This is a genomic window from Lentzea sp. NPDC051213 (assembly GCF_044455585.1).
Taxonomy (GTDB): domain Bacteria; phylum Actinomycetota; class Actinomycetes; order Mycobacteriales; family Pseudonocardiaceae; genus Lentzea.
The window spans coordinates 477,675-502,088 of the sequence record NZ_JBITEX010000003.1 but is presented as its reverse complement, the minus strand read 5'-3'; the positions used below and the strand labels follow the sequence as shown (position 1 = coordinate 502,088).

Here is a 24,414-nt window from a genome sequence, read left to right as displayed (position 1 = left end):
CTCGTCAGTCATTGCCCCACGCCTGTCCCCAGCGTTCCCGGTAGGCCACCTCTGGCACGGGTTTCCGCCTGCCCGCCGAGAACCGGCCCGCCGGCCAGCCGACCGGGATCAGGGCCGCCGGAACGATGCCGCTCGGGATCCCGAGGATGTGCCTGAGGTCGTCGTAGATCGACACCGGACCGGCCGCGTCGCCCTCCGCGGTGATGCCGCCGAGTGCCTGCAACGTGGTCAGGGTCGCCCCGAGCCCCACGGCACGGGCGGCGAGCAACAGGTTCTGCACCGCCGGGTAGATCGACGCCCCGCCGAAGAAGTCGGCCGGGTTGCGCCGGGTCGGCAGGTAGCACACCACGATCACGGCGGGCACCTCGTCGAAGTGCGCGGCGAGCTGTCCCGCGGCGGTCATCTGCTGCTTCTCGTCCGGGGCGGCGTCGTTGCGGATCTCCTCGGTGCGGGACCACGCGAGGATGTCCTGATACCCCTTGCGGTACCAGTGACCGAGCCGGATCCGTTGCTGCGGATCGCGCACGACCACGAACCGCCACGGCTGGCGGTTCTTCGCCGAACCGGCCTGGATCGCGTGCCGCAGCACGAAGTCGATGAGTTCCGGGTCGATGTCGGCCTGCTGGAAGCGGCGCACGGCGCGCATCGTGCCGATGCAGTGCGACACGGCGGTGATCGCGTTCGCCGACAGCGCCTCGCTGTTCGGCGCTTTCACGACAGTCATGGCAACTCCCCGTCGTAAGGCAGCACCGGCACCAGGTGCCGTGACACGCTGCGGAGCTTTTCGCGGGTCTCCTCGTGCTCCCGCTCGGGACGCGACTGAGCCACGATCCCGGCGCCGGCGCGCAGCCAGTTGCGGCCGCCGGCGCGGAAGATCGAGCGCAGCGCCAGCGCGGCGTCGAAGTCGCCGTCCGCGCCGCAGGTGAACACCGCTCCGCTGTACAGCCCCCGCGGCTCGGACTCGAGCCGGTGGATGGCCTGGTACGCGGTGTCGCGGGGGATGCCGGACACCGCGGCCGCCGGGAACAGCTTCGCGAACGCGTCCCAGCAGGACAGTCCGTGGTCCAGCCGGCCGGTGATGGTCGAGTCGAGGTGCTGCACGCTGCCGCGCTGCTGCACCGACATGAACTCGTGGCCCTTGACGGTCCCCGGCAGGCAGATCTTCGCCAGGTCCTCGGCCGCCGAGCGCACCGAGATCGCGTGCTCGAAGACTTCCTTGGGGTTGTTGAGGAGTTCGTCGCGCAGCCGGGCATCGGTGTCGGCGTCACCGGTGCGGGCGCAGGTGCCCGCCACCAGCCGGGTGATGACCCGGCCGTCCGGCTCGACCTCCAGCAGGGTCTCCGGGCTGAACCCGGTCGCAGCCAGATCGCCCATGCGCAGCAGGAACGACCGGGCGGGTGTGTTGGCCCGCCTGCCGACCACGTAGGTGCCGACCAGGTCGACGTCGAAGTCGACCGGCACCACCCTGGACACGATGACCTTGTCCAGCCGCTGTGCGCGAATCTCCCGGACGGCCGAGGCCACCGCGGTGATGTAAGCCGACCCGTTGTTGTCGGATGTCAGCGGTCGCGTGGTGTAGACGGGAGCGGCTTCGTCGGCACAGACCAGGTCGGCGACCTGGTCCAGGGTGTCCCAGTCGGTCGCCCTGACCACGGCACGGTCGTGCTCCAGCACCACCTGGACGTGCGGGATGACGAGGTGCAGCAACGTGTCGTCGCCCGCCATCTCCACCCGACCGGCCTGCAGGTGACCGAGTTCGAAGGCGGCGAAGCCGTACGCCCGCCAGTCCCCGACCGGGGCGAGCCGCAGGAAGTCGGCGACCTGGTCCAGGGGCGGGCCGTCCAGCGGCCGCCACTCCTCCTCCTCGGTGCCCCACCGGGTGGTGAAACCGTGGCGGTCCACGATGATCTCGCCGAGAACGCCCCCGGCGAACGTCGCTCGCCCGCCCGCCTCGTAGACCACGTGCGTGTCGAAACCCCCGTCGCGGGCCAGCCGCGCCGCGACGGCCACGGGGTCGAGGGAGATGTCCAGCGTCAGCTCGCGGTAGCGGAACGTGCCCGGTTCCAGCGTCACCTCGTGGCGGCGGGTCATGCCCCGACCTCCTCGACCTGACGGAGGGTCCGCATCCCGGCGGCCAGCTCGCGAAGACTCTGCTTGCGGATCTTGCCGACCGGGGTCAGCGGCATCTCGTCCAGGACCTCCAGTCGTTCCGGGAACTTGAAGGCGGCCATGCCACTGGCGTCGAAGTAGTCCCGGATCTCCTCCAGGGTGATCGACTGCCCGGCTTCCAGGACCACGCAGGCGCAGACCACCTCGCTGAGCTCCCGGTGGGGCGCTGCCACCGCGGCCGCCCGCGCGACCTGGGGCATCCGGTTCAGGACGTCCTCGATCTCCTCGGCGTGGATCTTCTCGCCACCCCGGTTGATCACGTCCTTCACCCGCGACTCGACCACCAGGTTGCCGCTGGAGTGGCGCCGCACGATGTCTCCCGTGTGGTACCAGCCGTCCGCGGTGAAGCACTCGGCGTTGTGCTCGGGAACCCGGAAGTAGCCGGGAATCGTGGTGGGGCCCCGGACCAGCAGCTCGCCGGCGTCGCCGTCCTCGACCTGCCGCCCGTGCTCGTCGACGATGCGGATCTCGTCGTCCGCGCTCATCGGCCGGCCCTGCGTGGAGACCACGGCCTCGGCCGGATCGTCGAGGCGGGTGAAGTTCAGCAGACCCTCGGACATCCCGTAGACCTGTTGCAGCGCACAGCGCAGCGCAGGGCGGATCCGCATCGCCAGCTCCCGCGACAGCCGTGATCCGCCGACCTGCAACAGCCGCAGGCTGGACAGGTCCCACTCGGCCGACTCGCTGGACTCGATCCACCGCTGCACGACCGCGGGCACGGCGGCCGCGACGGTCACCCGGTGGGTGGCGATCGCCTCGAAGGCGACCTCCGGCCGCGGCGAGGGCACCAGGACGACCCGCCCGCCGTTCATCAGCGTGCCGAGCAACCCCGGGCTCCCCAACGGAAAGGTGTGGGCGGCGGGCAGCGCGACGAGGTAGACCGTGCTCCGGTCGAAACCGCACACCCGCGCGCTGTGCCGCGCGGCGTACTCGTAGTCGTTGTGCGTCCTGGGGATCACCTTCGGCACACCCGTCGTGCCGCCGGACAGCAGGAACAGCGCCACGTCCGACGCGTCAGGCGCCAGCGCGTCCAGCCTGTTCCTGCGCTCCCACGTCTGCGAGTCGGGGGACATCAGCTTCCGCAGGTCGACGTGGCCGGGCTCGACGCCCTCGCCCGCCACCAGCACGTGCCGGAGGTCGTCGCAGTCCGCCGCGACCCGCCGGGCCAGTGCCTGGTGGTCGTAGCCGTGCACCCGGCCGGGCACGGCGATCGCTTTCGCCGTCACGTGCCGGGCGATGTGGGTGAGCTCGTGCTCCCGGTGGGCGGTCAGCATCATGGTGGGCACCACCCCCACCCGCGCGCAGGCCAGCATCAGCACGACGAACTCGGCGCAGTTGGGGAGCTGCACGACGATGCTGTCGCCCGGCCGCAGGCCGAGGCCGAGGAGTCGTTCGGCGAGCACGTCGACCTCGGCGGCGAGGTCGAGGTAGGTGAGCTGCCTGCGGTCGTCGACCACCGCGACCTCGGAGCCGTAGCAGTCGGCCCACGACGTGACGAGTGAGCCGAGCGTCCGGCCGCGCCAGTGGCCGCGGAGCCGGTAGGCCGTGACGCGGTCCTCAGGCCACGTCACCAGTCCGCTGGGTGTCATCGCCTCGACCCCTCGATGTCCGGGCCGGCGGCGACGAGCCTGCCCGCGAGCAGCGGCACCTCGCGCATCATGCCGGCGAGTTCCGCCATGTCCCGCGGCTCCAGTGCCTGCGGCCCGTCGCACAGGGCGTCCGCCGGCCGCGGGTGCAGGTCCACGATCAGCCCGTCGGTGCCGACCGCGATCGCGGCCCTGCTCAACGGGAACACCAGGTCGCGCCTGCCGCCCGAGTGCGAGGGGTCGACGATCACCGGCAGGTGGGTCAACCGCTGGACGACGGGCACGGCACTGATGTCCAGCGTGTTGCGGGTGGCCGTCTCGAACGTGCGGATGCCGCGCTCGCACAGCACGATGTTCAGGTTGCCCTGTTCGGCGATGTACTCGGCGGCCAGCAGCCACTCCTCGATGGTCGCGGTCATGCCGCGCTTGAGCAGGACCGGCAGGCCGGTCGCCCCGGCGGCCCGCAGCAGCGAGAAGTTCTGCATGTTGCGGGTGCCGATCTGGAGCATGTCGGCGTGGGAGGCCACCAGGTCGACGTCACGGGTGTCGAGCACCTCGGTGACGAACGGCAGACCGGTCTCGGTCCGCACCTCGCTGAGGATCTTCAGCCCGTCCTCGCCGAGACCGTGGAAGGAATAGGGGGAGCTGCGCGGTTTGTACGCGCCGCCGCGCAGCATCGCGGCACCCGCGGTGCGCGCCATCAGCGCCGCATCCAGGGTCTGTTCCGGCGTTTCCACCGCGCACGGGCCGGCGACCAGGGTCACCGTGCCCGGACCGAACGGCACTCCGCCGACGGTGACGGTGGATCGGCCGGGCCGATGTTGCCTGCTCACGAGCTCGTAGGGCGCGGTGACGAAGTCGCGCCGAACGTCCAGCTGGGTGTCGGTCACTGCAACTCCTTGTTGTGGACGTGGCGGCAGTCAGGCGACGCGGTAACGGAGACCGGTCAGCTCGACCCGTGAGTTGACCGCGAGCTTTCGGAAGATCCGGCCCAGGTGGGCGTGCACGGTGTGCGGGGACACGAACATCCGTGCGGCGATCTGCCGGTTGGTGAGTCCTTCTGCGACGAGCTCGGTGACGTTCCGCTCGGTCTCGGTGAGGCTGTCCCACCCGGTCGCCGACCGTTCGGCGTAGGTCCAGTGCCGCCTCCGGACGCCGAGCGCCCTGAGTTCGCTGCGAACCCTGGCCACGTCCTGAGTAGCGCCCGCCGTCTCGTACCTCGCCAGCTCGTCCTCCAGGGCGGAGACCAGGTGGGCGGCGGCTTCCGGGTCGGAGCTGTTGCGCTGCAACAACATCTGACCGACCTGGCGATGGAGCGCCGCGGCGACCGGCGCGGCGATGGTCTCGCGCACGGCACGCCACACGAGCTCGTGCCGGAAGGACAGGGTGTCGGCGACCTCGTCGCAGTCGAGCAGACCTGCCCGCAGCACCTCGCGGATGCCGCGCAGGATGTCCGCGAGCGTCCGGCCGAGGACCTCGGCCACGTCCACGAGGCGGAACGACCTGCCGAGGATCGCGGCGATCTCCAGGACGCCGATCGTGTCGGTGCTGAAGCCCTCCAGCCTGGTGCGGACGGCCGAGGTCAAGCGCTGGGGCAGCCGCCGGGTGACGGGCCGGGCACCGGGCTCGCCCGTCTCCGCCACCTGCTCGGCACGCAGCCCGTCGAGCAGTTCGGTCAACAGGGCCGGATTCCCGCTCGCCCCCGCGGCCAGCTCGACCAGGTCGTCTCCGGGCGTCGCGCCGAGGTACTCGGCCACGATCTTCGCGACCGCGTTCTCCCGCAACGGTTCCAGCCGGAGCCGGGTGGCGCCGGCCGAGGCCAGCCGGTCGAACAACCGCCCGACCGTGATCGCCTCGCCCGCGCCGTCGCGGCACGCGAGCAGCCACACCACCGGACGAGTCCGGAAGTGCGTGACGAAGGACTGCACCGCCGCCAGCGTGATCAGGTCGGCCCACTGCAGATCGTCCAGCGCGATCACCAGCGGGCCCGCCTCGGCGCGTTCCTCGATCTTGCCGAGCAGTCGCGCCGCGAGCTTCATCGGACTGCCCGCCAGGGTCCACATCGTCTCTCCCAACGCGGAGACGATGGGTGCCAGCGGCGTCCACCGGGTCAGCTCGTCGGCCTGGGCCGCGCAGGTAGCGATCCCCTGCTCGGCGGCGAGGTCGAGCGCGTCGGCGATCAGCCTGCTCCGGCCGATGCCGGGCGGGCCCTCCAGCAGGACGACGGCGCCGTGCCCTTTCCGGACATCGGTGAGCGAGGAGACCAGGCTTTGCCAATCCTCATCGTGGTCGTTTGCGGAATTCATCGCCAATGTTTCCTCCCTCTTGCCCGAACGGACCGGGCGGAACCGGACCCGTGAATTCGACGCTATGGCAACGGACGCAAGGCCGTCCATGCGCAGGATGCGGAATTCCGGAAAGACCGTAAACTCACGCCAAATGAGACGCATCATTCGCACTGTGGTGGTCGATCATTTTCGGGGTGATCCGAGTCGTCGAGCGAGCCTCTCTACCAGCGGTTTCGGTGTGCACGCCGCTGATGCGGCGGATCCGTCGGCCGGTTTCCGCGACCTCACCCGTCGTGAACTTCCGGACCAGGAAACCAAGGCCGCTGCCCGATTCACTCGAGAAACTTGCCCGAATCGGAACCGGCCCCACTCGGCTCTGTCAAGGTCCTGGCCGGCATAAAGTCAGGGCGCGATGTCGGTGATATGCGCGAAACCGACCCCGCACCCTGCCTGACGAAGTCAGAGCGGAAGCGGGGTCGGTATTCAGAGAACGACGAGAATCTAGCCGATGGTGGAAAGCGCGTACGCGGTCATGGCCGCACCGAGCACCCGCACACCCCGGCCGCTCACCGGGTCGTATCCGGTGAGCTCCTCGATGCGGCGCAGCCGGTAGTCCAGTGTGCTGCGGTGTATGCACAGCTCGGCGGCCGTCTGGGTGCGGCTGTAGTCCGCCCGGATCAGTGCGTCGAGGGTCTCGAAGCTCACGCTGCTCGACGCCATCAGCGACGCGACGATCGCCACCAGGCTGCTCGACACCGCGTCGTTCTGGGTGACCGCGTACTCGACCAGGACGTCGTCCATGTCGTAGACGCCGGGACCGCGCCCCGCCGCCAGGACGAGGTCCAGCACGTCGGCCGCTTCCTGGTAGCCGGACTGGATCTCGGCGCGCGTCCGCCTCGCCGTGGCGCACCAGGCCCGCTCGCCGAGCCACTCGCGGAACTCGTCCACGAGCCAGCGCGTGCGGAGCTCGTCGCCGTCGGGCACGAGCACGACGGCGCCCGTGTCACCGGGCGCGTGCAGCGTGCCGGGGATGTTGTACCTGCCGAAGTACTCGGAGACCTGGTCCGCCAGCGCGGTGGTCGAACCCCTGACCACCAGGATCAGGTAGGCGGTGCCGGCACCCGCCTCCGGGGGGACCGGCGCCGTGACGGCCGTGATCTCCTCGTCGGCCAGGCGCCCGATGGGCGTACCCACCAGCGCGAACGGCGCGCGGGAGCTGTGGTCGAGAGTGGTCATGCGGTCGTTTTCCCTTCTGCTCCACGAGTTCGGTCGAAGTGGTGTTCGAGGACCCCGACCACTTCGGCCGCCTGGTCGTCGAGGTAGAAGTGGCCGCCGGGGAAGGCCCGGACGCCGAAGGGGCCCGTGGTGTGCCGGACCCACATCGAGGCCTCCTCCACGCTCGTCAGCGGGTCCTCGTCGCCGACGAGGGCCGAGATGGGACAGCGCAGTACCGCGTCCGCCGACCCCCGGTAGGTCTCGATGGCCCGAAGATCGGCGCGCAGCACCGGCAGGAACAGGCTCGTCATGCCCTTGAAGTCGAGCACCGCCGAATCCGTGCCGCTGAGCAGGCGCAGCTGGGCCAAAATCCCGTCGTCGTCGCGCAGGTGCACCGTCTCGTCGCCGCGAGACGACGGGGCACGGCGCCCGGACGCGAACAGCCGCGCCAGCTCGCGCCCCTCGGCCTCGAACCGCCGAGCGACCTCGAAGGCGACGACGGCGCCCATGCTGTGCCCGAAGAACGTCAGCGGCAGTTCGTCCTCGTCGCGGAGTGCTTCGTGGATCCGGTCGGCCAGCAGTCCGATGTCGTCGACGAACGGTTCCCCCCGGCGTTCCTGTCTGCCGGGGTACTGGATCGCGATGACGTCGACCTGCGGGCTGAGTGCAGCGGACAGGGCGAAGTACTTGGAGGCCGACCCTCCTGCGTGTGGGAAGCAGACCAGTCGGGAGACGGCCTGTGACGTGCGGTGATACCGGCGAACCCACGGGTTGGCGTGCATTGTGGAAGTGACCATCCGAATCATCACCTCATGCCGGGCAGGACTAACGGCCACCGGATCCCGCGCCCGGCACACCCGCGGAACACAAAGCCGAAGACAACGCACCCGCCGAATTCGTCTGACATCCCTGAGTTCGACGAGTCCCTCCCGGTAATTCGGGAAAGTCGCGACAGTGGGAGGTCAATAGTGGCCACCACGCTCGACGACTTTCTCTCCCGACTTCCGGGAATCGCATTATTTTGAAGATGTGAACGAAAGTAACAGTCAGGTCGGGGCCAGTCAGCCGACGACCAGTGTTTGAGCCTTAATCTCGTGGCCGGGCGTCTCGATAGTTCGGTGTCCGCCCACCCCGACTATCGGAGGTCCGGTACGGTCCAGATGTCCGACTTCCGTACGGCATCTGGACGGTTTGCTTACGCCGGATAGCCGATTCGTTCGGCTAGTTGCACGATGTGCAACGGAACCCGGTGCGGACCGGGCTGTCGGGCCGTGAATCCGCTGATGCCGGCACACCACCGCGACCAACCCTCGCGGAAGCCGCGACAGGGGATCAGCCGCCTAGACGGGACCCGACCACGCCAGTCGCCAGCGCCAAGCTTCGGCTCACAGTACAGAAAGCAATGTCAGCACATCACCATGCAGCCGAAAGTTCCGAGACACCCAAGCTATCCAAATAGCTCGATTTCCCGCAGCGAATACCCAGCCTCGCAGTCCATGCGTTTGGCGGACGCACAGAATAGGGGGTCCGGGGGCGAAGCCCCCGGCTGGGGTCTGGGGGCTCGGCCCCCAGAAAACACGCGAAGGGCGAGGGGTCCGCGCTCTCCGCGGACACACCTCGCCCTTCGACCTTCGATGCCCCCGGCAGGATTCGAACCTGCGCTCCCGCCTCCGGAGGGCGGTGCTCTATCCCCTGAGCTACGGGGGCCGTAGCTACGTGAAAGATCCTAGCGCATCGCGCCGACCACGTTTCACGCCTACCCCCGGAGCCGAGAGAAGGTGGCGTCCGTCACCTCCGCCCCAGATCAGGAATGCCCCGATTGCACTCATGCGCATGTCGCTATATGTTCCCAGTCATGGGTCACGGGCATGGGCACGGATCGGCGTCGGCGAGCGGGCGTCACGCCGGCAAGCTGTGGGTCGCGTTCGGCGTGGGCGCGGTGTTCATGGTGGTCGAGTTCATCGTGGGCTTCGCGACGGGCTCGCTCGCGCTGATCTCCGACGCCGCGCACATGCTCACCGACGTGCTCGGGGTCGGGATGGCGCTGGCCGCGATCATGGTGGCCCGGCGGGCCAAGGCCGGTAAGAATCGGACGTTCGGGTTCTACCGGGCCGAGGTGCTCGCGGCGCTGGCCAACGCGGTCCTGTTGTTCGGGGTTGCGGGTTACGTGATCTACGAGGCGGTCGGGCGGTTCCAGGACCCGCCTTCGGTGCCGGGGGTGCCGGTGCTCATCGCGGCGGCGCTCGGGCTCGGGGCAAACCTCGTGAGCTTCAGCGTGCTCAGGGAAGGCGCCAAGGACAGCATCAACGTCAAGGGTGCGTACCTCGAGGTGCTGGCCGACCTCATCGGGTCGGTGGGCGTGCTGATCTCCGCCCTGATCACCATCACCACGGGCTGGAAGTACGCGGACCCGATCATGGGTGTGCTGATCGGCGTGTGGGTGCTGCCGCGGACGTACAACCTCGCGAAGAACGCGCTGCACATCCTGTTCCAGCACGCGCCGGAGCGGTTGGACGTCACCGAGATGCAGAAGGCGCTCACCGAGTTGCCCGGTGTCACCGAGGCGCACGACCTGCACGTGTGGACGCTCACCAGCGGCATGGAGGTCGCGTCGGCGCACCTCACGACCGCGCAGGACGCCGATCACGAGAACGTGCTCAAGGCCGCGCAGTCGTTGCTGGCGACCAAGTACCACATCGAGCACGCGACCCTTCAGGTCGAGGGCGGCTCGTCAGCGCAGCGGTGCCGGGAGCTTTCGTGGTGAGCCGGGCAGGTCGCGGATCTCGTCCTTAGTGGACGGCGCGCCGCTTCGTGACGGAACGGTCTCGGTTCGGGGTTGCGGCACGGCGATCCGAACTCGGCCTCGTTCGAACGGCACCACAAGAGCCTCCCCAACTACCACCGCGTGAATTGCCAAGATCTCATCGAAGTATGTCTGAAGGGGATAGATCCGTTCAGGTGAACGAGAAAAGCCGCGTTCCGTGACGGAACGCGGCCTTTTCGGTTCAAACGAGAGCGAACCAGGGTCAGCTAGTCGTTACAGACCAGTGCATTCGCCCCTTCGCCTGTCACTGCGCGGCTCCGCTGGCCGTGCGGCGGGCCGGGATCAGGCTTCCGATGCCGACCGCGGCGAACCACAGCGCCATGAGCATCCCGACGATGAACAACACGTTGAACGACTCGAGTCCCAGCGGACCGACGACCCACGGGGCCAGGCCCCAGGAGATCCCGCCGATCACGGCGCCGACCCCGAGTGCCGGGTGGGCCAGGTGCCGCTTGCTGAGCGCGGCCAGCGCGGCCACCGAGAAGCCGAACAGCGGGAACGCCAGCAACGCCAACACCATGTGAGTGCTCAGGAACGGTGTCGCGTGACCTGCGGCTGCCGCGTCGCTCTCGGTGGTCGCCGCTAGGTGCGGCACGTTCTCGATCACCGAGAGGACCGCTCCTGCCACCGCGGTCCAGCCGGCCCGGCGGGCGGCGGCGGGCAGGTCTGGCCGATGGCGGAGCAAGCCGACCAGGCCGAGGGCGAAGAGGGTCGAGCTCAGCAGGACCAGGGCGTGCGAGGGCACCCACATCGGGTCACCGATCCAGGCCGCCTCCGCGGCGTGCCCGGACAGCGCCGGGTCCTTCCTCGGGTGCAGCATGCCGCCGATGAACAGCGCGACCGCACCGACGGTCAACGCCCAGGGCCACCAGCCGGCCGAACCAGTCCGCGACGCCGCATCTGCGTTCATGACGCCATGGTGCGACGCCGTTCAAGGTCATGTCCTGAAACCCGGCAAGCTGTTCCACAAACACCCGAACGGGACGGAATCGCCGATCGCCTGGCAGGGGCCGCACCGGCGACTTACCGTCGCCGCCATGGACACCGGAAGGCAGCCCCGCACCACCGGGGAGACAGTGGACACCTGGGAGATGGTGGTGATCCACAGGTGGTTCAAGCGCGAGTTCGCGCAGATGCCCGCCTTGGTCCGGGGCGTGGCTCCGGGCGACCGCGATGGCGCGCGATACGTCGCCGAGTTCATCGAGATGATGGCGAGCCTGTTGCATCACCACCACGTGGGCGAGGACGAGATGCTCTGGCCTCGGCTGCTGGAGCGCGTCGGCGGCCTCGACAGCGAGCTCGTGCAGCGCATGGAACAGCAGCACGAGGTGGTCGGCAAGGCGTTGGAGCGGGTCGATGAACTGCTGCCCAGGTGGAAGCAAGGGGCCGACGAGGCCATCCGCAACGAACTCGCCGAGGTCCTCGAAGGCATGTCCGGGCCGTTGATCGAGCACCTGGGCGAGGAGGAGAGCAAGGTCCTCCCGCTCGTCTCGGTGTACATCACCCAGGCCGAGTGGGACGCGCTGGGCCGCAACGGCGCGAGCGGCATGCCCAAGGGCGCCAAGGGATTCGACACCATCGGCATGATCCTGCAGGAATCAACGCCTCAGGAGCGGGCAGGGTTTCTCCGCCTGCTTCCGCCTCCGGTCCGGCTGCTCCACAAGCTCATCGGCGCCGGAATCCACCAGCGTGCCAAGGCTCGCCGGCGCCAGATAGCCGCGTAAAAGCAAGAAAGGCCGCGTTCCGTGGCGGAACGCGGCCTTTCCTCAATCACTCACAGGCCAGAGCACTGCCCTGCCTTCGGCCCCTTCACGTCGTTCGGGAAGCCGTTGTTCAACGGTGCCGGGCTGTTGCCCGTGCAGGACAACGGTCCGCCGACCGTGGAGAAGGCGACCACCGACCTCGTCTTGTTCGACGTCAGCGACACGGGGCCACCGACCGAGGTGTTCTCCACCGCGACCTCGGTGGCGGAACCGTGCACCGACACCGGACCGCCGACCTTGACCCCGACCAGGACCACGGACGCCGCGTCCGCCGCCGAGATCGGGCCCTTGATCTCGCCGCCGAAGACGTAGAGCGTGGCGCCGCGAGCGACCGTGACCGGGCCGTTGATCGTGGCACCGTCCACATAGGTCACACCCTTGACCTGCAGCGGACCGTTGACCGTCCCGGTCACCGTGGTGGTGGGAGCCGGCAGCGGCTTCGACAGCAGCTCGAACTCCGCCAGCGCGACGTCGCCGGAGAACTCCACGCGGTAGAAGTTGTACCGGCCCGGCGAGGCGATCTTGAACGACCGGGTGTACTGCTGCCACTGGAAGTTCTCGCCGGAACGCTTGTCGACCGTCGCCCACGTCTTGCCGTCGTAGGAGGCTTTCAGCTCCCAGGACGACGGGGACGTGCCCGTCTTCGCGTTGGTCAGCGTGTAGAACTCCGCCTTCTCCTTGACGTCCGCGGCCTTGAAGTCGAACGACTTCACCACCGCCGACGTCGCGGAGTTGTTGTCCACCAGCGCACCATCGGTGATGCCGGTAGAAACGTCGCGCAACGGCGTCGGCACCGCGTCGCCCTTGGTGATCGAGTCCGGCACGTCGTCAGCGCCCGTGCCCCACGCCGACGGCGCCGGGCCCATGTCGAAGTCGATCGTCGCGCCGGCCGCGAGCACGTCGTGCGGCAGCGTGGTCTTGTTCCACGCCTTGCCGTTGACCTTCACGCCCTGCACGTAGATGTTCTTCGCGCTGTTCTTCGGCGCGTTGATCACCAGCTTCTTGCCGTTCTCCAGCTTCACGGTCGCCTTGGTGAACTGCGGCGAACCGATCGCGTAGGCCGGCTTGCCCATCTGCAACGGGTAGAAGCCCAGCGACGAGAACAGGTACCACGCGGACATCTCGCCGTTGTCCTCGTCACCGGCGTAGCCCTGGCCCTGCTCGCTGCCCACGTAGAGACGCGCGAGGATCTCCCGCACCTTCTCCGCGGTCCGCGCGGGCTTGCCGGCGTAGTTGTACATGTACGCGATGTGGTGCGACGGCTGGTTGGAGTGGCCGTACTGGCCCATCCGCACGTCCCGCGCCTCGATCATCTCGTGGATCACGCCCCCGTAGCCGCCGGGGAACTTGGCGGTCTCGGGCAAGGTGAAGAACTGGTCGAGCTTCTGCGCCAGCTTGTCCCGACCGCCGTACAGGTTCGCGAGACCCTGCCCGTCGTGCGGCACCGTGAACGCCATGTTCCAGCCGTTCGTCTCGGTGTAGTCGTAGCGCCAGTCCTGCGGGTTGTACTTGGCCGGGTCCTCGACGCGCCAGGAGCCGTCGACGTTGCGGTTCTGGAAGAACTCGATCCGCTTGTCGAACGTCAGCACGTAGTTCTGGGCGCGGTTGAGGAAGTACTCGTACTCCTCCGCGTACCGCTTCTCGCCCGTCTTCTCGTGCAGTGCCTTCGCCATCGACGCGATGCCGAAGTCGTTGACGTAGCCCTCGATCGCCCACGACCACGCCTCGTCGAGCTGGTCGTTGCCGGTGTAGCCGAGGAAGATCGACTTGTCCATGCCCTTGCGGCCGACGTTGTTGCTCGGCGGCACCACGGAAGCGTTCTTCACCGCGGCGTCGTAGGCGGCCTTGATGTCGAAGTTCGACACGCCCTTCAGATACGCGTCCGCGAACGCCACGTCGGAGCTCGTGCCGGTCATCAGGTCCGCGTAACCGGGGGAGGACCAGCGCGAGATCCAGCCGCCGTCCTTGTACTGCTGGACGAAGCCCTCGGCCATCTCGCCCGCCTTGGACGGGGTGAAGAGGCTGTAGGCGGGCCAGGTCGTGCGGTAGGTGTCCCAGAACCCGTTGTTGACGAAGATCTTGCCGTCCACGATCTTCGCGCCGGTCTTCGTCGGCGTGTTCTCACCGACCAGCGGCGCCACCGGGGACGCGTACTGCAGCTTGTCGCCGACCTTCTCGAAGCCCGAGTTCGGGTAGAGGTAGAGCCGGTACATGTTGGAGTACATCGTGATCAGCTGCTCTTCGGTCGCACCTTCGACCGTGATGATGCCGAGCACCTTGTCCCACGCGGCCTGCGCACGGTCGCGCACCGCGTCGAACGAGTCGGCCGCCGTGATCTCCTGGTCGAGGTTGGCGCGAGCCTGGTCGACCGAGATCAGCGACGTGGCGATGCGCAGCTGGACCGTCTTGTCCGCGAACGAGAAGTAGCCGCCGACGTTGTCACGCCCGGCGCCCGTCAGCCGGCCGCTGCCGGTGACCGCCTTGTCGACCTTGCCGTAGACGAACAGGCGGGTCGCACCCGTCGAGAGGCCGCTCTTGACGTCCGAGTAGCCCGTCACGACACCGTTCGCCGCGTCCAGGGTGAGGCCACCGAGGTTGCTGACGTTGTCGAACGTGAGGTTCTTCTGGCCCTCGTCGGGGAACGTGAACCGGAAGAGCGCCGCGTGGTCGGCCGGCGCGATCTCGGCCTTCAGGCCGTTCTCGAAGGTCACGCCGTAGTAGTGCGCCTTCGCGACCTCGTTGTCGTGCTTGAAGGCGAGCGACCGTGCCGCGCGGTCCTGCGTCGGAGCCTTGTCCGACGGCATGACCTGGAACGTCTGGCGGTCACCCATCCACGGGCTCGGCTCGTGCGACGCGGTGAAGGCCTGCAACGTCGGCAGGTTCTGCGCGTTGTTGCGCTGCTGGTACTCGTACAGCCAGGAGATCGAGCCCGCGTTCGTCATCGGGGCCCAGAAGTTGAAGCCGTGCGGCACCGCGGTCGCGGGGAAGTTGTTGCCGCGCGAGAACGAGCCGTTCGAGTTCGTGCCACGCGTGGTCAGCACGTAGTCGGAAGGCTTCGCGTACTGCTTCACCACGGCGTCGCCGATGGAGAGGTCGTCGACCCAGGCGCCGAACTCCGTCGGGCCCTTGTTCCCGTCGTAGGCGACCAGGATGCGCTTGATCGTCTTGCCGGCCGCCACCGCGCCGATCGTGGACTTCACCTTGTTCCACTGGTTGGCGTACAGGAACTTGCCCGCGCCCTGGCCCTGTGGCGACAGCACCGCGCCGTGCTGGTCGACGGCCTTGAGGTCGCTCAGGTACGTGCCGTCCGAGAACGCCAGGTCGATCGACGAGTACGTGCTCGGGTAGTTCAGGTTGTCGGTGACGAAGTCCGGGAAGATCATGTACGACAGCTCGGTCTTCTGCTCGACCTTGATGTCGACGTCGAAGACCTTGTTGTAGCTGTACGCCCGGCCCTCGGCGGTGTGCTTGCCCTGGAAGCGGAACGCCTTCACGCCCGTCCAGCCGACGCGTGCCTTCGACGCGTAGCCGCCCGTGGGGCCGTTGCCCACGACGCTGCGCATGTTCGGCGACGGAGGCGTGGTCGTGCCGTCCGAGAGCTGCAGCTCGGCGAGCTGGATGAGGTTCACGCCGCCCTGGGTCGCCGTGATGTCGAGCTTGTAGTGCGCGTACGCCGTGGGCGACGCGATGTCGTAGACCTTGGTCTGGAACCGCTCGGCGAACGCCTCACCGGTGCGGGTGTCGATCGTGGTCCAGTTCGTGCCGTCGGTCGAGCCCTGGAGCTTCCAGTCCTTCGGGTCGCGCTCGGGGGCGTCGTTGGCCGAGGTGAGCGCGTACTTCTTGATCGTCTGGGCTTCGCCGAACCGGAACGTGGCCCAGCCGCTCGGGGTGAAGACGAGCCACTTGGTGTTCGCACTGCCGTCGACGAGGTTCTCCTTCACCTCGCCCGCGTCCGCGAACTCCCCGTTGGCCTTCACCTCCAGCACCTTCTCGGAGACGTTGCCGGGGATGCCCGAGCCGTCGGAGCCGATCACGCCGGCCGACTTGGGGTTGCCCGCCGCGTCGGTCTCGACGGTGTTCGCCCACGCAGGTTGAGGTTGACCGTCCTCAAAGGACGACGTAAAGCCCACGCCTGACTCCTCTGGTGCGGCGGCCGCGTAGCCGTTGGTGACGCCACACACCAGTGTCGCAGTGATCGCAACGCTCAACAGAGCAGTTGTTCGTCTTTTCCCCAGTTGCCTCATTGCAACCCTTCCGCCGCCGCCTTGCCCGCCCCATTCGCGAGGGAGCGTTTCTTTACCTGACATCGTTGTCAAGGGAGCGGACACAAATTGTCTTCGAACCTGTCCTCTCACTGTTGCCATCGTGGACGTTCGTCGAAGATCTAGACTCGGTTGGTGACCGACCGCAAGCCGCCAGAGGTGGGCACACCAGCGGGCATGCGCGTGCTCAACCAACGCGCCGTGCTGGACCGATTGCGCCGTCTGGGCGCGGCCACCCGGCCGCAGATCGCGAAGGACACCGGGCTGTCCAAGCCCACGGTCGGCCAGGCCCTGGTGGATCTCGAACGCCACGATCTGGTGCGTCCGATCGGCCGTACGACGGCCGGCCCGGGGCGTTCCGCCGTGGTTTACGAGCCGAATCCGGCCGCTGGATATGTACTGGGCATTGACATAGGCCGAGAACGCATTCGGGCGGCCGTCGCCGACCTGGGCGGATCCGTGGTCGCCCGCGTGGACGAGCGCAACCGCAGCCGGTCCGCCACCGCCCTGGTGCGCACGGTGACCGAGCTGGCCGCCCGCACCGTGGCGGATGCGGGCATCGCGCTGACCGACGTCGTGGTGAAGGTGATCGGCAGCCCCGGCGTGATCGACCAGCGTTCGCGGGTGGTGCGGCACGCGCCCAACCTGCCCGGCTGGGAGTCCGCCGGCGTGCTGGAGAAGCTGGAGTCCGCGCTGGGGCCGGTGGTGGTCGTGGAGAACGACGCGAACCTGGCCGCGGTGGGCGAGCACGTCTACGGGGCGGCCAAGGACGCTCGGGTCTTCGTCTGCGCGACGGTCGGTACCGGCATCGGCATGGGCATCGTGGTCGACGGCGTGTTGTTCCGCGGCGCGCACGGGGCGGCCGGCGAGGTCGGCTTCCTGCCGTTCGGGAAGTCCGCTGCGGACGTCCAACGTGGACAGTTCGAGGACGCCGCGGCGGCGGAATCCGTTGTGGCACTGGCCGGTGAGCGCGGGTTGACGGCCCGGTCCGCCCGTGAGGTGTTCGATCTGGCGCGGGCAGGTGACGGCCAGGCCGTCGAGGTCGTGCGGGTGGAGGCCGAACGGCTGGCGTTCCTCGTCGCCGCGGTGTCCGCGGTGATCGACCCGGAGCTGATCGTGCTGGGCGGTGGCGTGGGGTCGAACGTCGACCTGTTGCTAGCGCCGCTCGAGGCCGCGCTGCGGACGATGACGCCGCTGGCGCCGCGGATCGTGGCTGGTTCGCTGGGTGACGGAGCGGTGCTGTCCGGAGCCCTCGCGATGGGCCTCAAGGCCGCCCGTGAATTGGTCTTCGAAGTTACTCTCTGAGAGTAGTTGAGTAGCCCTCACCTGGTAATTCACTCAATTGTCGTAGCTGTGAACACGATGGAGTGGCTTAGCGTTACCGGAACCTCCACCTGGAGGGTGTTGTGTCCTTCCGTTGCAAGGGGAGTCGGTAGGGGGATGCGGGGGACGTAGCCCCCTACCGGCCGTGCACTGGGCAGGTGCCGCGCCCGCACCATCAGCCTGCCCAGTGCAGTAACGGTTACCTGGGCGTCGGCCGGTGCACGTTCGGCGTGGTCGCCGCGCGGTGCGTCGAGTCCGCGATCCACCGGCCGGGGATGGACGCGTCGATGATGCCCTCCTCCAGCCACGTGTACTCGCCGTCCATGACCTGCTTGGCCAGCACCTGGTCGCTGTCGTCGGTGTTCTTCCACAGCTTCTCGAACAGCTCGTCGACCCGGATCCGCGCCTGCTTCGCGAACGCGTCCGCCAGCAGCCGGGAGTTCGGGTTCTTGTCCTGCGCGGCACGCACGCACGCGGCGCTGATCGCGAACAGCTCGGCCCCGATGTCCACGATCCGGCTGAGGAACCGCTGCTTGCGCTCCATCTTTCCCTGCCAGCGCGACATCGCGTAGAACGTCTGCCGCGCCAGCTTGCGCGCCGACCGCTCGACGAACCGCAGGTGCTTGGCCAGCGGCCCGAACTCCGTGTACCCGGCCGGACTCTGCCCCTTGCCCACGACGAGCGTCGGCAGCCACTTCGCGTAGAACCCGCCGGCCTTCGCCGCCGCCTTCATCTTCTTCTGCCGGTCCGCGTCGGGATCGATGATGTCGCCGGCGACGGACAGGTGCGCGTCCACGGCCTCGCGGGCGATCAGCAGGTGCATGATCTCCGTGGAGCCCTCGAAGATCCGGTTGATCCGGAGGTCGCGCAGGACCTGCTCGGCCGCGATGCCGCGTTCACCGCGGGCGGCCTGGGACTCCGCCGTCTCGTAGCCGCGTCCGCCGCGGACCTGCACGAGCTCGTCGGCCACGAGCCAGGCCTTCTCGGACGCGTAGAGCTTGGCCAGCGCGGCCTCGATGCGGATGTCGTGCTTGCCGGCGTCCGCGAGTTCGGAACTGAGGTCCAGCACGGCTTCCAGCGCGTAGGCCGTGGCGGCGATGTACGCGATCTTGCCCGCGATGGCCTCGTGCTTGCCGACCGGCAGACCCCACTGGATGCGCTCGGTGCTCCACTCGCGGGCGATCTTCAGGCACCACTTGGCGCTGCCCGCGCACAGGGCGGGGAGGCTGAGCCTGCCGGTGTTCAGGGTGGCGAGCGCGATCTTGAGACCGGCGCCTTCCTTGCCGATGACGTTCTTCTTGGGCACTCGGACGTTGTGGAACCGCGTGACGCCGTTCTCCAGGCCCCTCAGGCCCATGAACGCGTTGCGGTTCTCGACCGTGACGCCCTCGGCGTCCGCCTCGACGACGAACGCGGTGATGCCCCGGTCCGGCACCTGGGCCATGACGACGAGCAGGTCCGCCACGACACCGTTGGTGGTCCACAGCTTCACGCCGTTGAGGACGTAGTCGTCGCCGTCCGCGACAGCGGTCGTGCCGAGCCGCGCGGGGTCGCTGCCGACGTCCGGCTCGGTGAGCAGGAAGGCGGTGATCTCGCCCTTCGCACACCTCGGCAGGAACTCCTGCTTCTGCTCGGGGCTGCCGAACATCGCGATCGGCTGGGGAACGCCGATGGACTGGTGGGCCGAGAGCATCGCGCCGATCGCGGGGCTGGCGCTGCCGACCAGCATGAGCGCCCTGTTGTAGTAGACCTGGGTCAGGCCGATGCCGCCGTACTCGGGTTTGATCTTCATGCCGAACGCGCCCAGGTCCTTCAGGCCCTTGAGCACGTCGTCCGGGATCTGCGCGTCCCGTTCGATCACGGTGTTGTCGATCTGGGACTCGGTGAACTTGCGGAGCTTCTCCAGGAACGCGTCGCCGCGCTCGCGGTCTTCGTCGGTGCCGCTCGGGTGGGGGTGGATGAGGTCGATCCGGAAGTGACCGAGGAAGAGCTCTTTGCCGAAGCTCGGTCGCTGCCAGCGGGTTTCCCGTGCTTGTTCGGCGACCTGCCTGGCCGCGCGCTCGTCGACGGTCATGGTTACCTCCGAGTAGGGGTGTGACCCACGTTACTCGCCGGTAGTCCGATGTCCACCGACCCGGAGGGTGAAATGCCATGAGGGTGACCTTCATGGACCTCAGGTCCATGAAGGTCACCCTCATGACGCAAAACCGGGCTACGGCAGCGGAGCGGCTCCGCGCTTGGCCAGGTAGTCCTTCATCAGCTCGGTCTCGGCGGTCTGCGACTTCAGCATGTTGTCCGCCAGGACCTTGACGACCGACTGGCCGGCCTTGGTCGCGGCGTACTCCGCCATCGGCGCCCCACCCATGTGGTGCCGCAGCATCAGTTGCAGGAAGTACACGTCGAACTCGCGCCCGGACAGCGTCCGCAGCTTGCCCAGCTCCTCGGTCGTGGCCATGCCCGGCATCAGCGGCTTGCCCGCCTCGGGCGTGGTCGCGCCGTGCCCGTGCACACCCGCGTCGTTCATCCACGCCATGTAGACGCCGGAGACGTTCTGCTCGTGCTCGTTCCACATCATCAGCCACCCCTTCATCCGCCCGACCTGCTCGAGCTGGGTGGAGGAGATGTCGAACGCGAGCTGGCGGATCTCCGGGTCCACAGAGCGATCCCTGGCCGTGTTGGCCATCTGGATGCCCTGCAGGTGGTGCATGGACATGTCCTGGCAGAAGCCGACGTCGATGGAACCGGAGGCCGGTGCCGAGGACGTCGACGAGCCGGGGAGCTTCACGAGCAGGCCGACGGCCGCGCCCAGCAGGAGCACGGCCAGGACGGCGGCACCGATCACGAGCGTCCGAGCGACCCCGGAGGGTCGCTCGGAGCTCACGACGGTGACCTCGTCCGCGTCGGCGTCAGCGGGTGCCGGCATCAGCTCGAAGGCGGCGTCGAGGCAGAGCCCGACGGCGGCGGCGTGCTGGCGTTCGGCTGGCCCTCGGTCTTCGACTCGTCCACGCCGCCGTCCATCGGCACGGCGTCGGCGCCCGGCTTCTCGGCCACGAACGGGGCCGGGTTCGACAGGAACTGCGGGTTCTCGCAGGACGCGCCGACCTCGGGGTAGGTGTTCGGGTTGCGCAGCAGCGAGGAGATGAACTGGTCGATGCGCTCGTCGTCGGCGTTGTCGACCTTCAGCTGGTGGCCCCACGACTGCAGCGAGACCGGCTTGTCGAGGCCGGGGAACGGCGACAGCGCCATGTACGGGATGCCCTCGACCTTGGCCTTGAGCTTGGTGAGCGCGGCGTCCTTGACCTGGTCCGGGTTGTACGCGATCCAGACCGCGCCGTGCTCGAGGCCGTGCACGATGTTCTCCGTGCGGATGGCCTTCTCGTAGACGACGCCGGTGCAGTCGGCCCACGTGCCGTCGTGCGGTCCGCCGAAGGCGGGGGTCTGGTCGTACGCCACGCGCTGGGTCGGCTGCACGTGCTTGGAGCCCTTGTACTCCTTCACGACGATGCCCGCGAGCTGCGTCGACGGGTCCTTGTTCGTGTCGGAGGGCTTCCACTTGGCCAGGGCGGCCTCTTTGACGTTGTTCGCGTGGATCTGCGAATACGCATATCCGAACACGCCGCCCGCGAGGCCCAGCACGGCGATCACCGCGATGATCGTGCCCCACGGCTTAGGCTTGCTCGCCACCACCGAGGAACGGGCTGCGGCCACGCTGCTGCGTGTGGCCTTCGTCTTCTTGCCGCTGGTCATGTCCGCCTCAGATGTCGTCCTGGTCAACCGGCGCCAGTGTAGGGACTCCGTGTCTGATCACTGTCAGCGAGTTGCGATACCACGTCCGCGTTAACACTTGCCGTCTCACCCTCCGGGACCCGGTAACCCGGTCGAGACCTGCGACAACGCTTCTCTAAACTCTTGGAGCGTGACCCCTGAAGCGCTCGCCGAACTGGTTCGGACCACGGTTGCCCAGCTGCTGGCTGACCGAGGCCTGGACACCGCCGCTGCCCCTGAGCAGGTGACGGTCGAGCGACCCAGGAACCCCGAGCACGGCGACTACGCCACGAACATCGCGCTCCAGCTCACCAAGAAGGTCGGCGTCCCGCCGCGCGACCTCGCGACGTGGCTCGCCGAGGCCCTGCTGACCCAGCCCGCCATCGCCAAGGCCGATGTCGCCGGACCGGGCTTCCTGAACCTCACCATCGCCACCGAGGCGCAGGGCGCGATCGTCCGCGACGCGCTGGCGGACGGCTACGGCACGGGCGCGGAGCTGGGCGGCAAGAAGATCAACCTGGAGTTCGTCTCCGCGAACCCGACCGGCCCCATCCACCTCGGTGGCGCGCGCTGGGCGGCCGTGGGCGACGCGCTGGGCCGGATCCTCGAAGTCCGTGGTGGCGAGGTCACGCGTGAGTACTACTTCAACGACGCGGGCGCGCAGATCGACCGGTTCGTCCGGTCCCTGATCGCCGCCGCGAAGGGCGAGCCGGCCCCGGAGGACGGCTACGCGGGCACGTACGTGAGCGACATCGCAGCCGAGGTGCTGCGCCGCGAACCGGGTGCGCTCAGCGACCCCGAGACAGTGCGCAAAATCGGCGTCGGGCTGATGTTCGAGGAGATCAAGAGCAGCCTGCACGCCTTCGGTACCGACTTCGACGTCTACTTCCACGAGGACTCGCTGCACAAGTCCGGGCGCGTGGACGAGGCGATCGCCAAGCTCAAGGCGAACGGTTCGCTGTACGAGAAGGACGGCGCCTGGTGGCTGCGGTCCACCGACTTCGGTGACGACAAGGACCGCGTCGTCATCAAGAGCGACGGCGACCCGGCCTACATCGCCGGTGACATCGCGTACCTCGTCGACAAGCGAGGGCGTGGGTTCGACCTGTGCATCTACATGCTCGGCGCGGACCACCACGGCTACATCGCGCGCCTCAAGGCCGCCGCGTCCGCACTGGGCGACGACCCGGCCGTCGTCGAGGTGCTGATCGGCCAGATGGTGAACCTCGTCAGCGACGGCCAGCCGGTGCGGATGAGCAAGCGCGCGGGCACGGTCATCACGATGGAGGACCTGGTCGACGCGGTCGGTGTGGACGCGGCCCGCTACGCCATGATCCGTTCCAGCGTCGACTCGAGCCTCGACATCGACCTCGACCTGCTGCGCAAACACAGCAACGAGAACCCGGTCTACTACGTGCAGTACGCCCACGCGCGCACGTCGTCGATCCTCCGCAACGCCGCCGACCTCGGCATCACCCCGGGTGAGGACTTCGCGCTGCTCACCCACGAGCGCGAAGGCGACCTCATCCGCACCATCGGCGAGTTCCCGCGCGTGGTGGCCACAGCCGCCGAACTGCGGGAACCGCACCGCGTCGCTCGCTACCTCGAAGAGCTCGCGGGCACGTACCACCGCTTCCAGCAAGACTGCCGCGTGCTCCCGCGCGGCGATGAGGAGACGACTCCGTTGCACCAGGTCAGGCTTCAGCTCGTCAACGCCACCAGGCGCGTCTTCGCCGCGGGCCTCGGCCTGCTCGGCGTGAGCGCCCCGGAGCGCATGTGATGCGCGCGCATCCGGCCGGACCCCGGCACGCCGACGTCATGGTCCCCGGCACCACCGCCGGCGACCGCCCCTCGACCGCCGAGCAGCTCGACTACCTGCACCCGACGGTGTGGCCGCGCAACGCCTCCCGCAACGCTTCCGGCGTCGTGGAGCTGGCGGGCGTGGACGTGCGCGGGCTCGCCGAGCAGTACGGCACCCCGTTGTTCGTCATGGACGAGCAGGACTTCCGCGCACGTTGCCGCGAGCACGCCGAGGCGTTCGGCGACCCGACGCTGGTGCACTACGCCTCCAAGGCGTTCCTCAGCGTGCAGGTCGCGAAGTGGGTCGCCGAAGAGGGCCTCTCGATCGACGTCTGCAGCGGCGGCGAGCTCGCGATCGCTCTCAGGGCGGACTTTCCCGCCGAGCGGATTGCGTTGCACGGCAACAACAAGAGCGTTCCCGAACTGATCGCGGCCGTCGAGGCCGGCGTCGGCGGGGTCGTGCTCGACTCGTACCACGAGATCGCGCGGCTCGACCAGATCGCGCGCGAACGCGGTGTGGTGCAGCCGGTGCTGATCCGCGTGACGGTCGGCGTCGAGGCGCACACGCACGAGTTCATCGCGACCGCGCACGAGGACCAGAAGTTCGGCTTCTCGCTGTCCTCCGGCGACGCGGCCGAGGCGGTGCGCCGCGTGCTCAAGGCGAGCGGCCTCAAGCTGGTCGGCCTGCACAGCCACATCGGTTCGCAGATCTTCGACGCCTCGGGCTTCGAGGTCGCCGCGCGCCGGGTGATCGGCCTGCTCGCCGACGTCCGCAAGGAGCACGGCGAGATCGACTCGCTCACGGTCGTCGACCTCGGCGGTGGTCTCGGCATCGCGTACACGCCGGACGACGACCCGCCCCCGCCCGCCGAGCTGGCGCGGCAGCTGCACAACATCGTGCAGAAGGAGTGCGAGCACAACGGCCTGCAGATGCCTCGCATCGCGGTGGAGCCCGGTCGCGCGATCGTCGGTCCCGGCACGGTCACCGTGTACGAGGTCGGCACCATCAAGGACGTCGAGCTGGACGGTGGCGCGCGGCGCCGGTACGTCAGCGTCGACGGCGGGATGAGCGACAACATCCGCACCGCGCTCTACGACGCGGTCTACGACTGCAAGCTGGTGTCCAGGGCGGCCGAGCCCGAGTCGCGGGCCGTTCTCTGCCGCGTCGTGGGCAAGCACTGCGAGTCGGGTGACATCGTGGTTCGCGACTGCTGGTTGCCGGATGACCTCGCTCCGGGAGACTTGGTCGCGATCGCTGCGACCGGGGCCTACTGCTACTCGATGGCGAGCGGGTACAACCGACTTCCACGGCCCGCGCTCGCCGCGGTGACCGGTGGAGAGGCGCGGCTGCTGCTGCGTCGCGAGACCGAAGACGACTTGTTCCGTCTGGAGGTATAGGACAGTGCCAGCCAAGGAGGC

General features: G+C 68.5%; 17 protein-coding genes and 1 tRNA gene. 5 read left to right on the top strand and 13 right to left on the bottom strand.

The features are described 5' to 3' along the window. Nucleotides 1-4 precede the first annotated feature (4 nt). From ACIA8G_RS15525 to ACIA8G_RS15490, 8 genes are all read right to left on the bottom strand, one after another. The gene (locus tag ACIA8G_RS15525; RefSeq protein WP_396419105.1) at nucleotides 5-724 is read right to left on the bottom strand and encodes a nitroreductase family protein; all 720 of its coding nucleotides are present in this window, start codon (nucleotides 722-724) and stop codon (nucleotides 5-7) included. Continuing rightward, nucleotides 721-2,091 carry a salicylate synthase gene (locus ACIA8G_RS15520; RefSeq protein WP_396419104.1) on the bottom strand — a complete coding sequence of 457 codons (1,371 nt, stop codon included), beginning with the start codon at nucleotides 2,089-2,091 and terminating at the stop codon, nucleotides 721-723. The genes ACIA8G_RS15525 and ACIA8G_RS15520 overlap by 4 nt, the downstream gene beginning before the upstream one ends. Beyond that, nucleotides 2,088-3,758, bottom strand: a complete 1,671-nt coding sequence (locus tag ACIA8G_RS15515) for a (2,3-dihydroxybenzoyl)adenylate synthase (RefSeq protein WP_396419103.1) — start codon at nucleotides 3,756-3,758, stop codon at nucleotides 2,088-2,090. Before ACIA8G_RS15515 ends, ACIA8G_RS15520 begins: the two co-directional genes overlap by 4 nt. Continuing rightward, a complete protein-coding gene (gene aroF, locus ACIA8G_RS15510; protein WP_396419102.1) occupies nucleotides 3,755-4,645 on the bottom strand; it encodes a 3-deoxy-7-phosphoheptulonate synthase in 891 nt (296 codons plus the stop codon). Before aroF ends, ACIA8G_RS15515 begins: the two co-directional genes overlap by 4 nt. A gap of 30 nt (nucleotides 4,646-4,675) precedes the next feature. Beyond that, nucleotides 4,676-6,061 (bottom strand): LuxR C-terminal-related transcriptional regulator, encoded by a 1,386-nt coding sequence (locus ACIA8G_RS15505; RefSeq protein WP_396419101.1) that lies wholly within the window; start codon nucleotides 6,059-6,061, stop codon nucleotides 4,676-4,678. A gap of 483 nt (nucleotides 6,062-6,544) precedes the next feature. Continuing rightward, the gene (locus tag ACIA8G_RS15500) at nucleotides 6,545-7,279 is read right to left on the bottom strand and encodes a PucR family transcriptional regulator (RefSeq protein ID WP_396419100.1); all 735 of its coding nucleotides are present in this window, start codon (nucleotides 7,277-7,279) and stop codon (nucleotides 6,545-6,547) included. After that, on the bottom strand, nucleotides 7,276-8,055 hold the full coding sequence (locus ACIA8G_RS15495; RefSeq protein ID WP_396419099.1) for a thioesterase II family protein: 780 nt from the start codon (nucleotides 8,053-8,055) through the stop codon (nucleotides 7,276-7,278). Before ACIA8G_RS15495 ends, ACIA8G_RS15500 begins: the two co-directional genes overlap by 4 nt. A gap of 838 nt (nucleotides 8,056-8,893) precedes the next feature. Next, nucleotides 8,894-8,965 (bottom strand) — tRNA-Arg (locus ACIA8G_RS15490). A gap of 148 nt (nucleotides 8,966-9,113) precedes the next feature. Here ACIA8G_RS15490 and ACIA8G_RS15485 point away from each other — a divergent pair. After that, a complete protein-coding gene (locus ACIA8G_RS15485) occupies nucleotides 9,114-10,022 on the top strand; it encodes a cation diffusion facilitator family transporter (protein ID WP_396419098.1) in 909 nt (302 codons plus the stop codon). A 304-nt stretch (nucleotides 10,023-10,326) separates the two neighbouring features. On the opposite strand, the gene ACIA8G_RS15480 is transcribed toward ACIA8G_RS15485, so the two are convergent. Next, nucleotides 10,327-10,992 carry a hypothetical protein gene (locus ACIA8G_RS15480; RefSeq protein ID WP_396419097.1) on the bottom strand — a complete coding sequence of 222 codons (666 nt, stop codon included), beginning with the start codon at nucleotides 10,990-10,992 and terminating at the stop codon, nucleotides 10,327-10,329. 127 nt (nucleotides 10,993-11,119) lie between these two features. Here ACIA8G_RS15480 and ACIA8G_RS15475 point away from each other — a divergent pair, with 127 nt between their 5' ends. After that, complete coding sequence (locus ACIA8G_RS15475) at nucleotides 11,120-11,806, top strand: hemerythrin domain-containing protein (protein WP_396419096.1); 687 nt, start codon at nucleotides 11,120-11,122, stop codon at nucleotides 11,804-11,806. A gap of 50 nt (nucleotides 11,807-11,856) precedes the next feature. Here ACIA8G_RS15475 and ACIA8G_RS15470 read toward each other — a convergent pair whose 3' ends face one another. Continuing rightward, on the bottom strand, nucleotides 11,857-16,089 hold the full coding sequence (locus ACIA8G_RS15470) for a GH92 family glycosyl hydrolase (protein ID WP_396419095.1): 4,233 nt from the start codon (nucleotides 16,087-16,089) through the stop codon (nucleotides 11,857-11,859). A 153-nt stretch (nucleotides 16,090-16,242) separates the two neighbouring features. On the opposite strand from ACIA8G_RS15470, the gene ACIA8G_RS15465 reads away from it, so the two are divergent. After that, the gene (locus tag ACIA8G_RS15465; RefSeq protein WP_396419094.1) at nucleotides 16,243-17,412 is read left to right on the top strand and encodes an ROK family protein; all 1,170 of its coding nucleotides are present in this window, start codon (nucleotides 16,243-16,245) and stop codon (nucleotides 17,410-17,412) included. A 217-nt stretch (nucleotides 17,413-17,629) separates the two neighbouring features. Here the strand turns inward: ACIA8G_RS15465 and ACIA8G_RS15460 are convergent, their stop codons facing one another. The 3 genes from ACIA8G_RS15460 to ACIA8G_RS15450 form a co-directional block, all read right to left on the bottom strand. Then, on the bottom strand, nucleotides 17,630-19,504 hold the full coding sequence (locus ACIA8G_RS15460; RefSeq protein WP_396419093.1) for an acyl-CoA dehydrogenase family protein: 1,875 nt from the start codon (nucleotides 19,502-19,504) through the stop codon (nucleotides 17,630-17,632). A 138-nt stretch (nucleotides 19,505-19,642) separates the two neighbouring features. Next, on the bottom strand, nucleotides 19,643-20,353 hold the full coding sequence (locus ACIA8G_RS15455; protein WP_396419092.1) for a DUF305 domain-containing protein: 711 nt from the start codon (nucleotides 20,351-20,353) through the stop codon (nucleotides 19,643-19,645). Next, nucleotides 20,353-21,177: a DUF3105 domain-containing protein gene (locus ACIA8G_RS15450; protein WP_396419668.1), complete on the bottom strand. Its 825-nt coding sequence runs from the start codon at nucleotides 21,175-21,177 to the stop codon at nucleotides 20,353-20,355. The genes ACIA8G_RS15455 and ACIA8G_RS15450 overlap by 1 nt, the downstream gene beginning before the upstream one ends. Before the next feature lie 169 nt (nucleotides 21,178-21,346). Here ACIA8G_RS15450 and argS point away from each other — a divergent pair, with 169 nt between their 5' ends. Both argS and lysA read left to right on the top strand, forming a co-directional pair. Continuing rightward, on the top strand, nucleotides 21,347-22,975 hold the full coding sequence (gene argS, locus ACIA8G_RS15445) for an arginine--tRNA ligase (protein ID WP_396419091.1): 1,629 nt from the start codon (nucleotides 21,347-21,349) through the stop codon (nucleotides 22,973-22,975). Further along, on the top strand, nucleotides 22,975-24,393 hold the full coding sequence (gene lysA / locus ACIA8G_RS15440) for a diaminopimelate decarboxylase (RefSeq protein ID WP_396419090.1): 1,419 nt from the start codon (nucleotides 22,975-22,977) through the stop codon (nucleotides 24,391-24,393). Before argS ends, lysA begins: the two co-directional genes overlap by 1 nt. The last annotated feature ends 21 nt before the right edge of the window (nucleotides 24,394-24,414 follow it).

Coding starts and splice junctions, on each gene's coding strand:
- ACIA8G_RS15525 (WP_396419105.1), bottom strand. CDS start 724: ATGACTGTCGTGAAAGCGCCGAACAGCGAGGCGCTGTCGGCGAACGCG.
- ACIA8G_RS15520 (WP_396419104.1), bottom strand. CDS start 2,091: ATGACCCGCCGCCACGAGGTGACGCTGGAACCGGGCACGTTCCGCTAC.
- ACIA8G_RS15515 (WP_396419103.1), bottom strand. CDS start 3,758: ATGACACCCAGCGGACTGGTGACGTGGCCTGAGGACCGCGTCACGGCC.
- ACIA8G_RS15505 (WP_396419101.1), bottom strand. CDS start 6,061: ATGAATTCCGCAAACGACCACGATGAGGATTGGCAAAGCCTGGTCTCC.
- ACIA8G_RS15500 (WP_396419100.1), bottom strand. CDS start 7,279: ATGACCACTCTCGACCACAGCTCCCGCGCGCCGTTCGCGCTGGTGGGT.
- ACIA8G_RS15495 (WP_396419099.1), bottom strand. CDS start 8,055: ATGGTCACTTCCACAATGCACGCCAACCCGTGGGTTCGCCGGTATCAC.
- ACIA8G_RS15485 (WP_396419098.1), top strand. CDS start 9,114: ATGGGTCACGGGCATGGGCACGGATCGGCGTCGGCGAGCGGGCGTCAC.
- ACIA8G_RS15480 (WP_396419097.1), bottom strand. CDS start 10,992: ATGAACGCAGATGCGGCGTCGCGGACTGGTTCGGCCGGCTGGTGGCCC.
- ACIA8G_RS15475 (WP_396419096.1), top strand. CDS start 11,120: ATGGACACCGGAAGGCAGCCCCGCACCACCGGGGAGACAGTGGACACC.
- ACIA8G_RS15470 (WP_396419095.1), bottom strand. CDS start 16,089: ATGAGGCAACTGGGGAAAAGACGAACAACTGCTCTGTTGAGCGTTGCG.
- ACIA8G_RS15460 (WP_396419093.1), bottom strand. CDS start 19,504: ATGACCGTCGACGAGCGCGCGGCCAGGCAGGTCGCCGAACAAGCACGG.
- ACIA8G_RS15455 (WP_396419092.1), bottom strand. CDS start 20,353: ATGCCGGCACCCGCTGACGCCGACGCGGACGAGGTCACCGTCGTGAGC.
- ACIA8G_RS15450 (WP_396419668.1), bottom strand. CDS start 21,177: ATGACCAGCGGCAAGAAGACGAAGGCCACACGCAGCAGCGTGGCCGCA.
- lysA (WP_396419090.1), top strand. CDS start 22,975: ATGCGCGCGCATCCGGCCGGACCCCGGCACGCCGACGTCATGGTCCCC.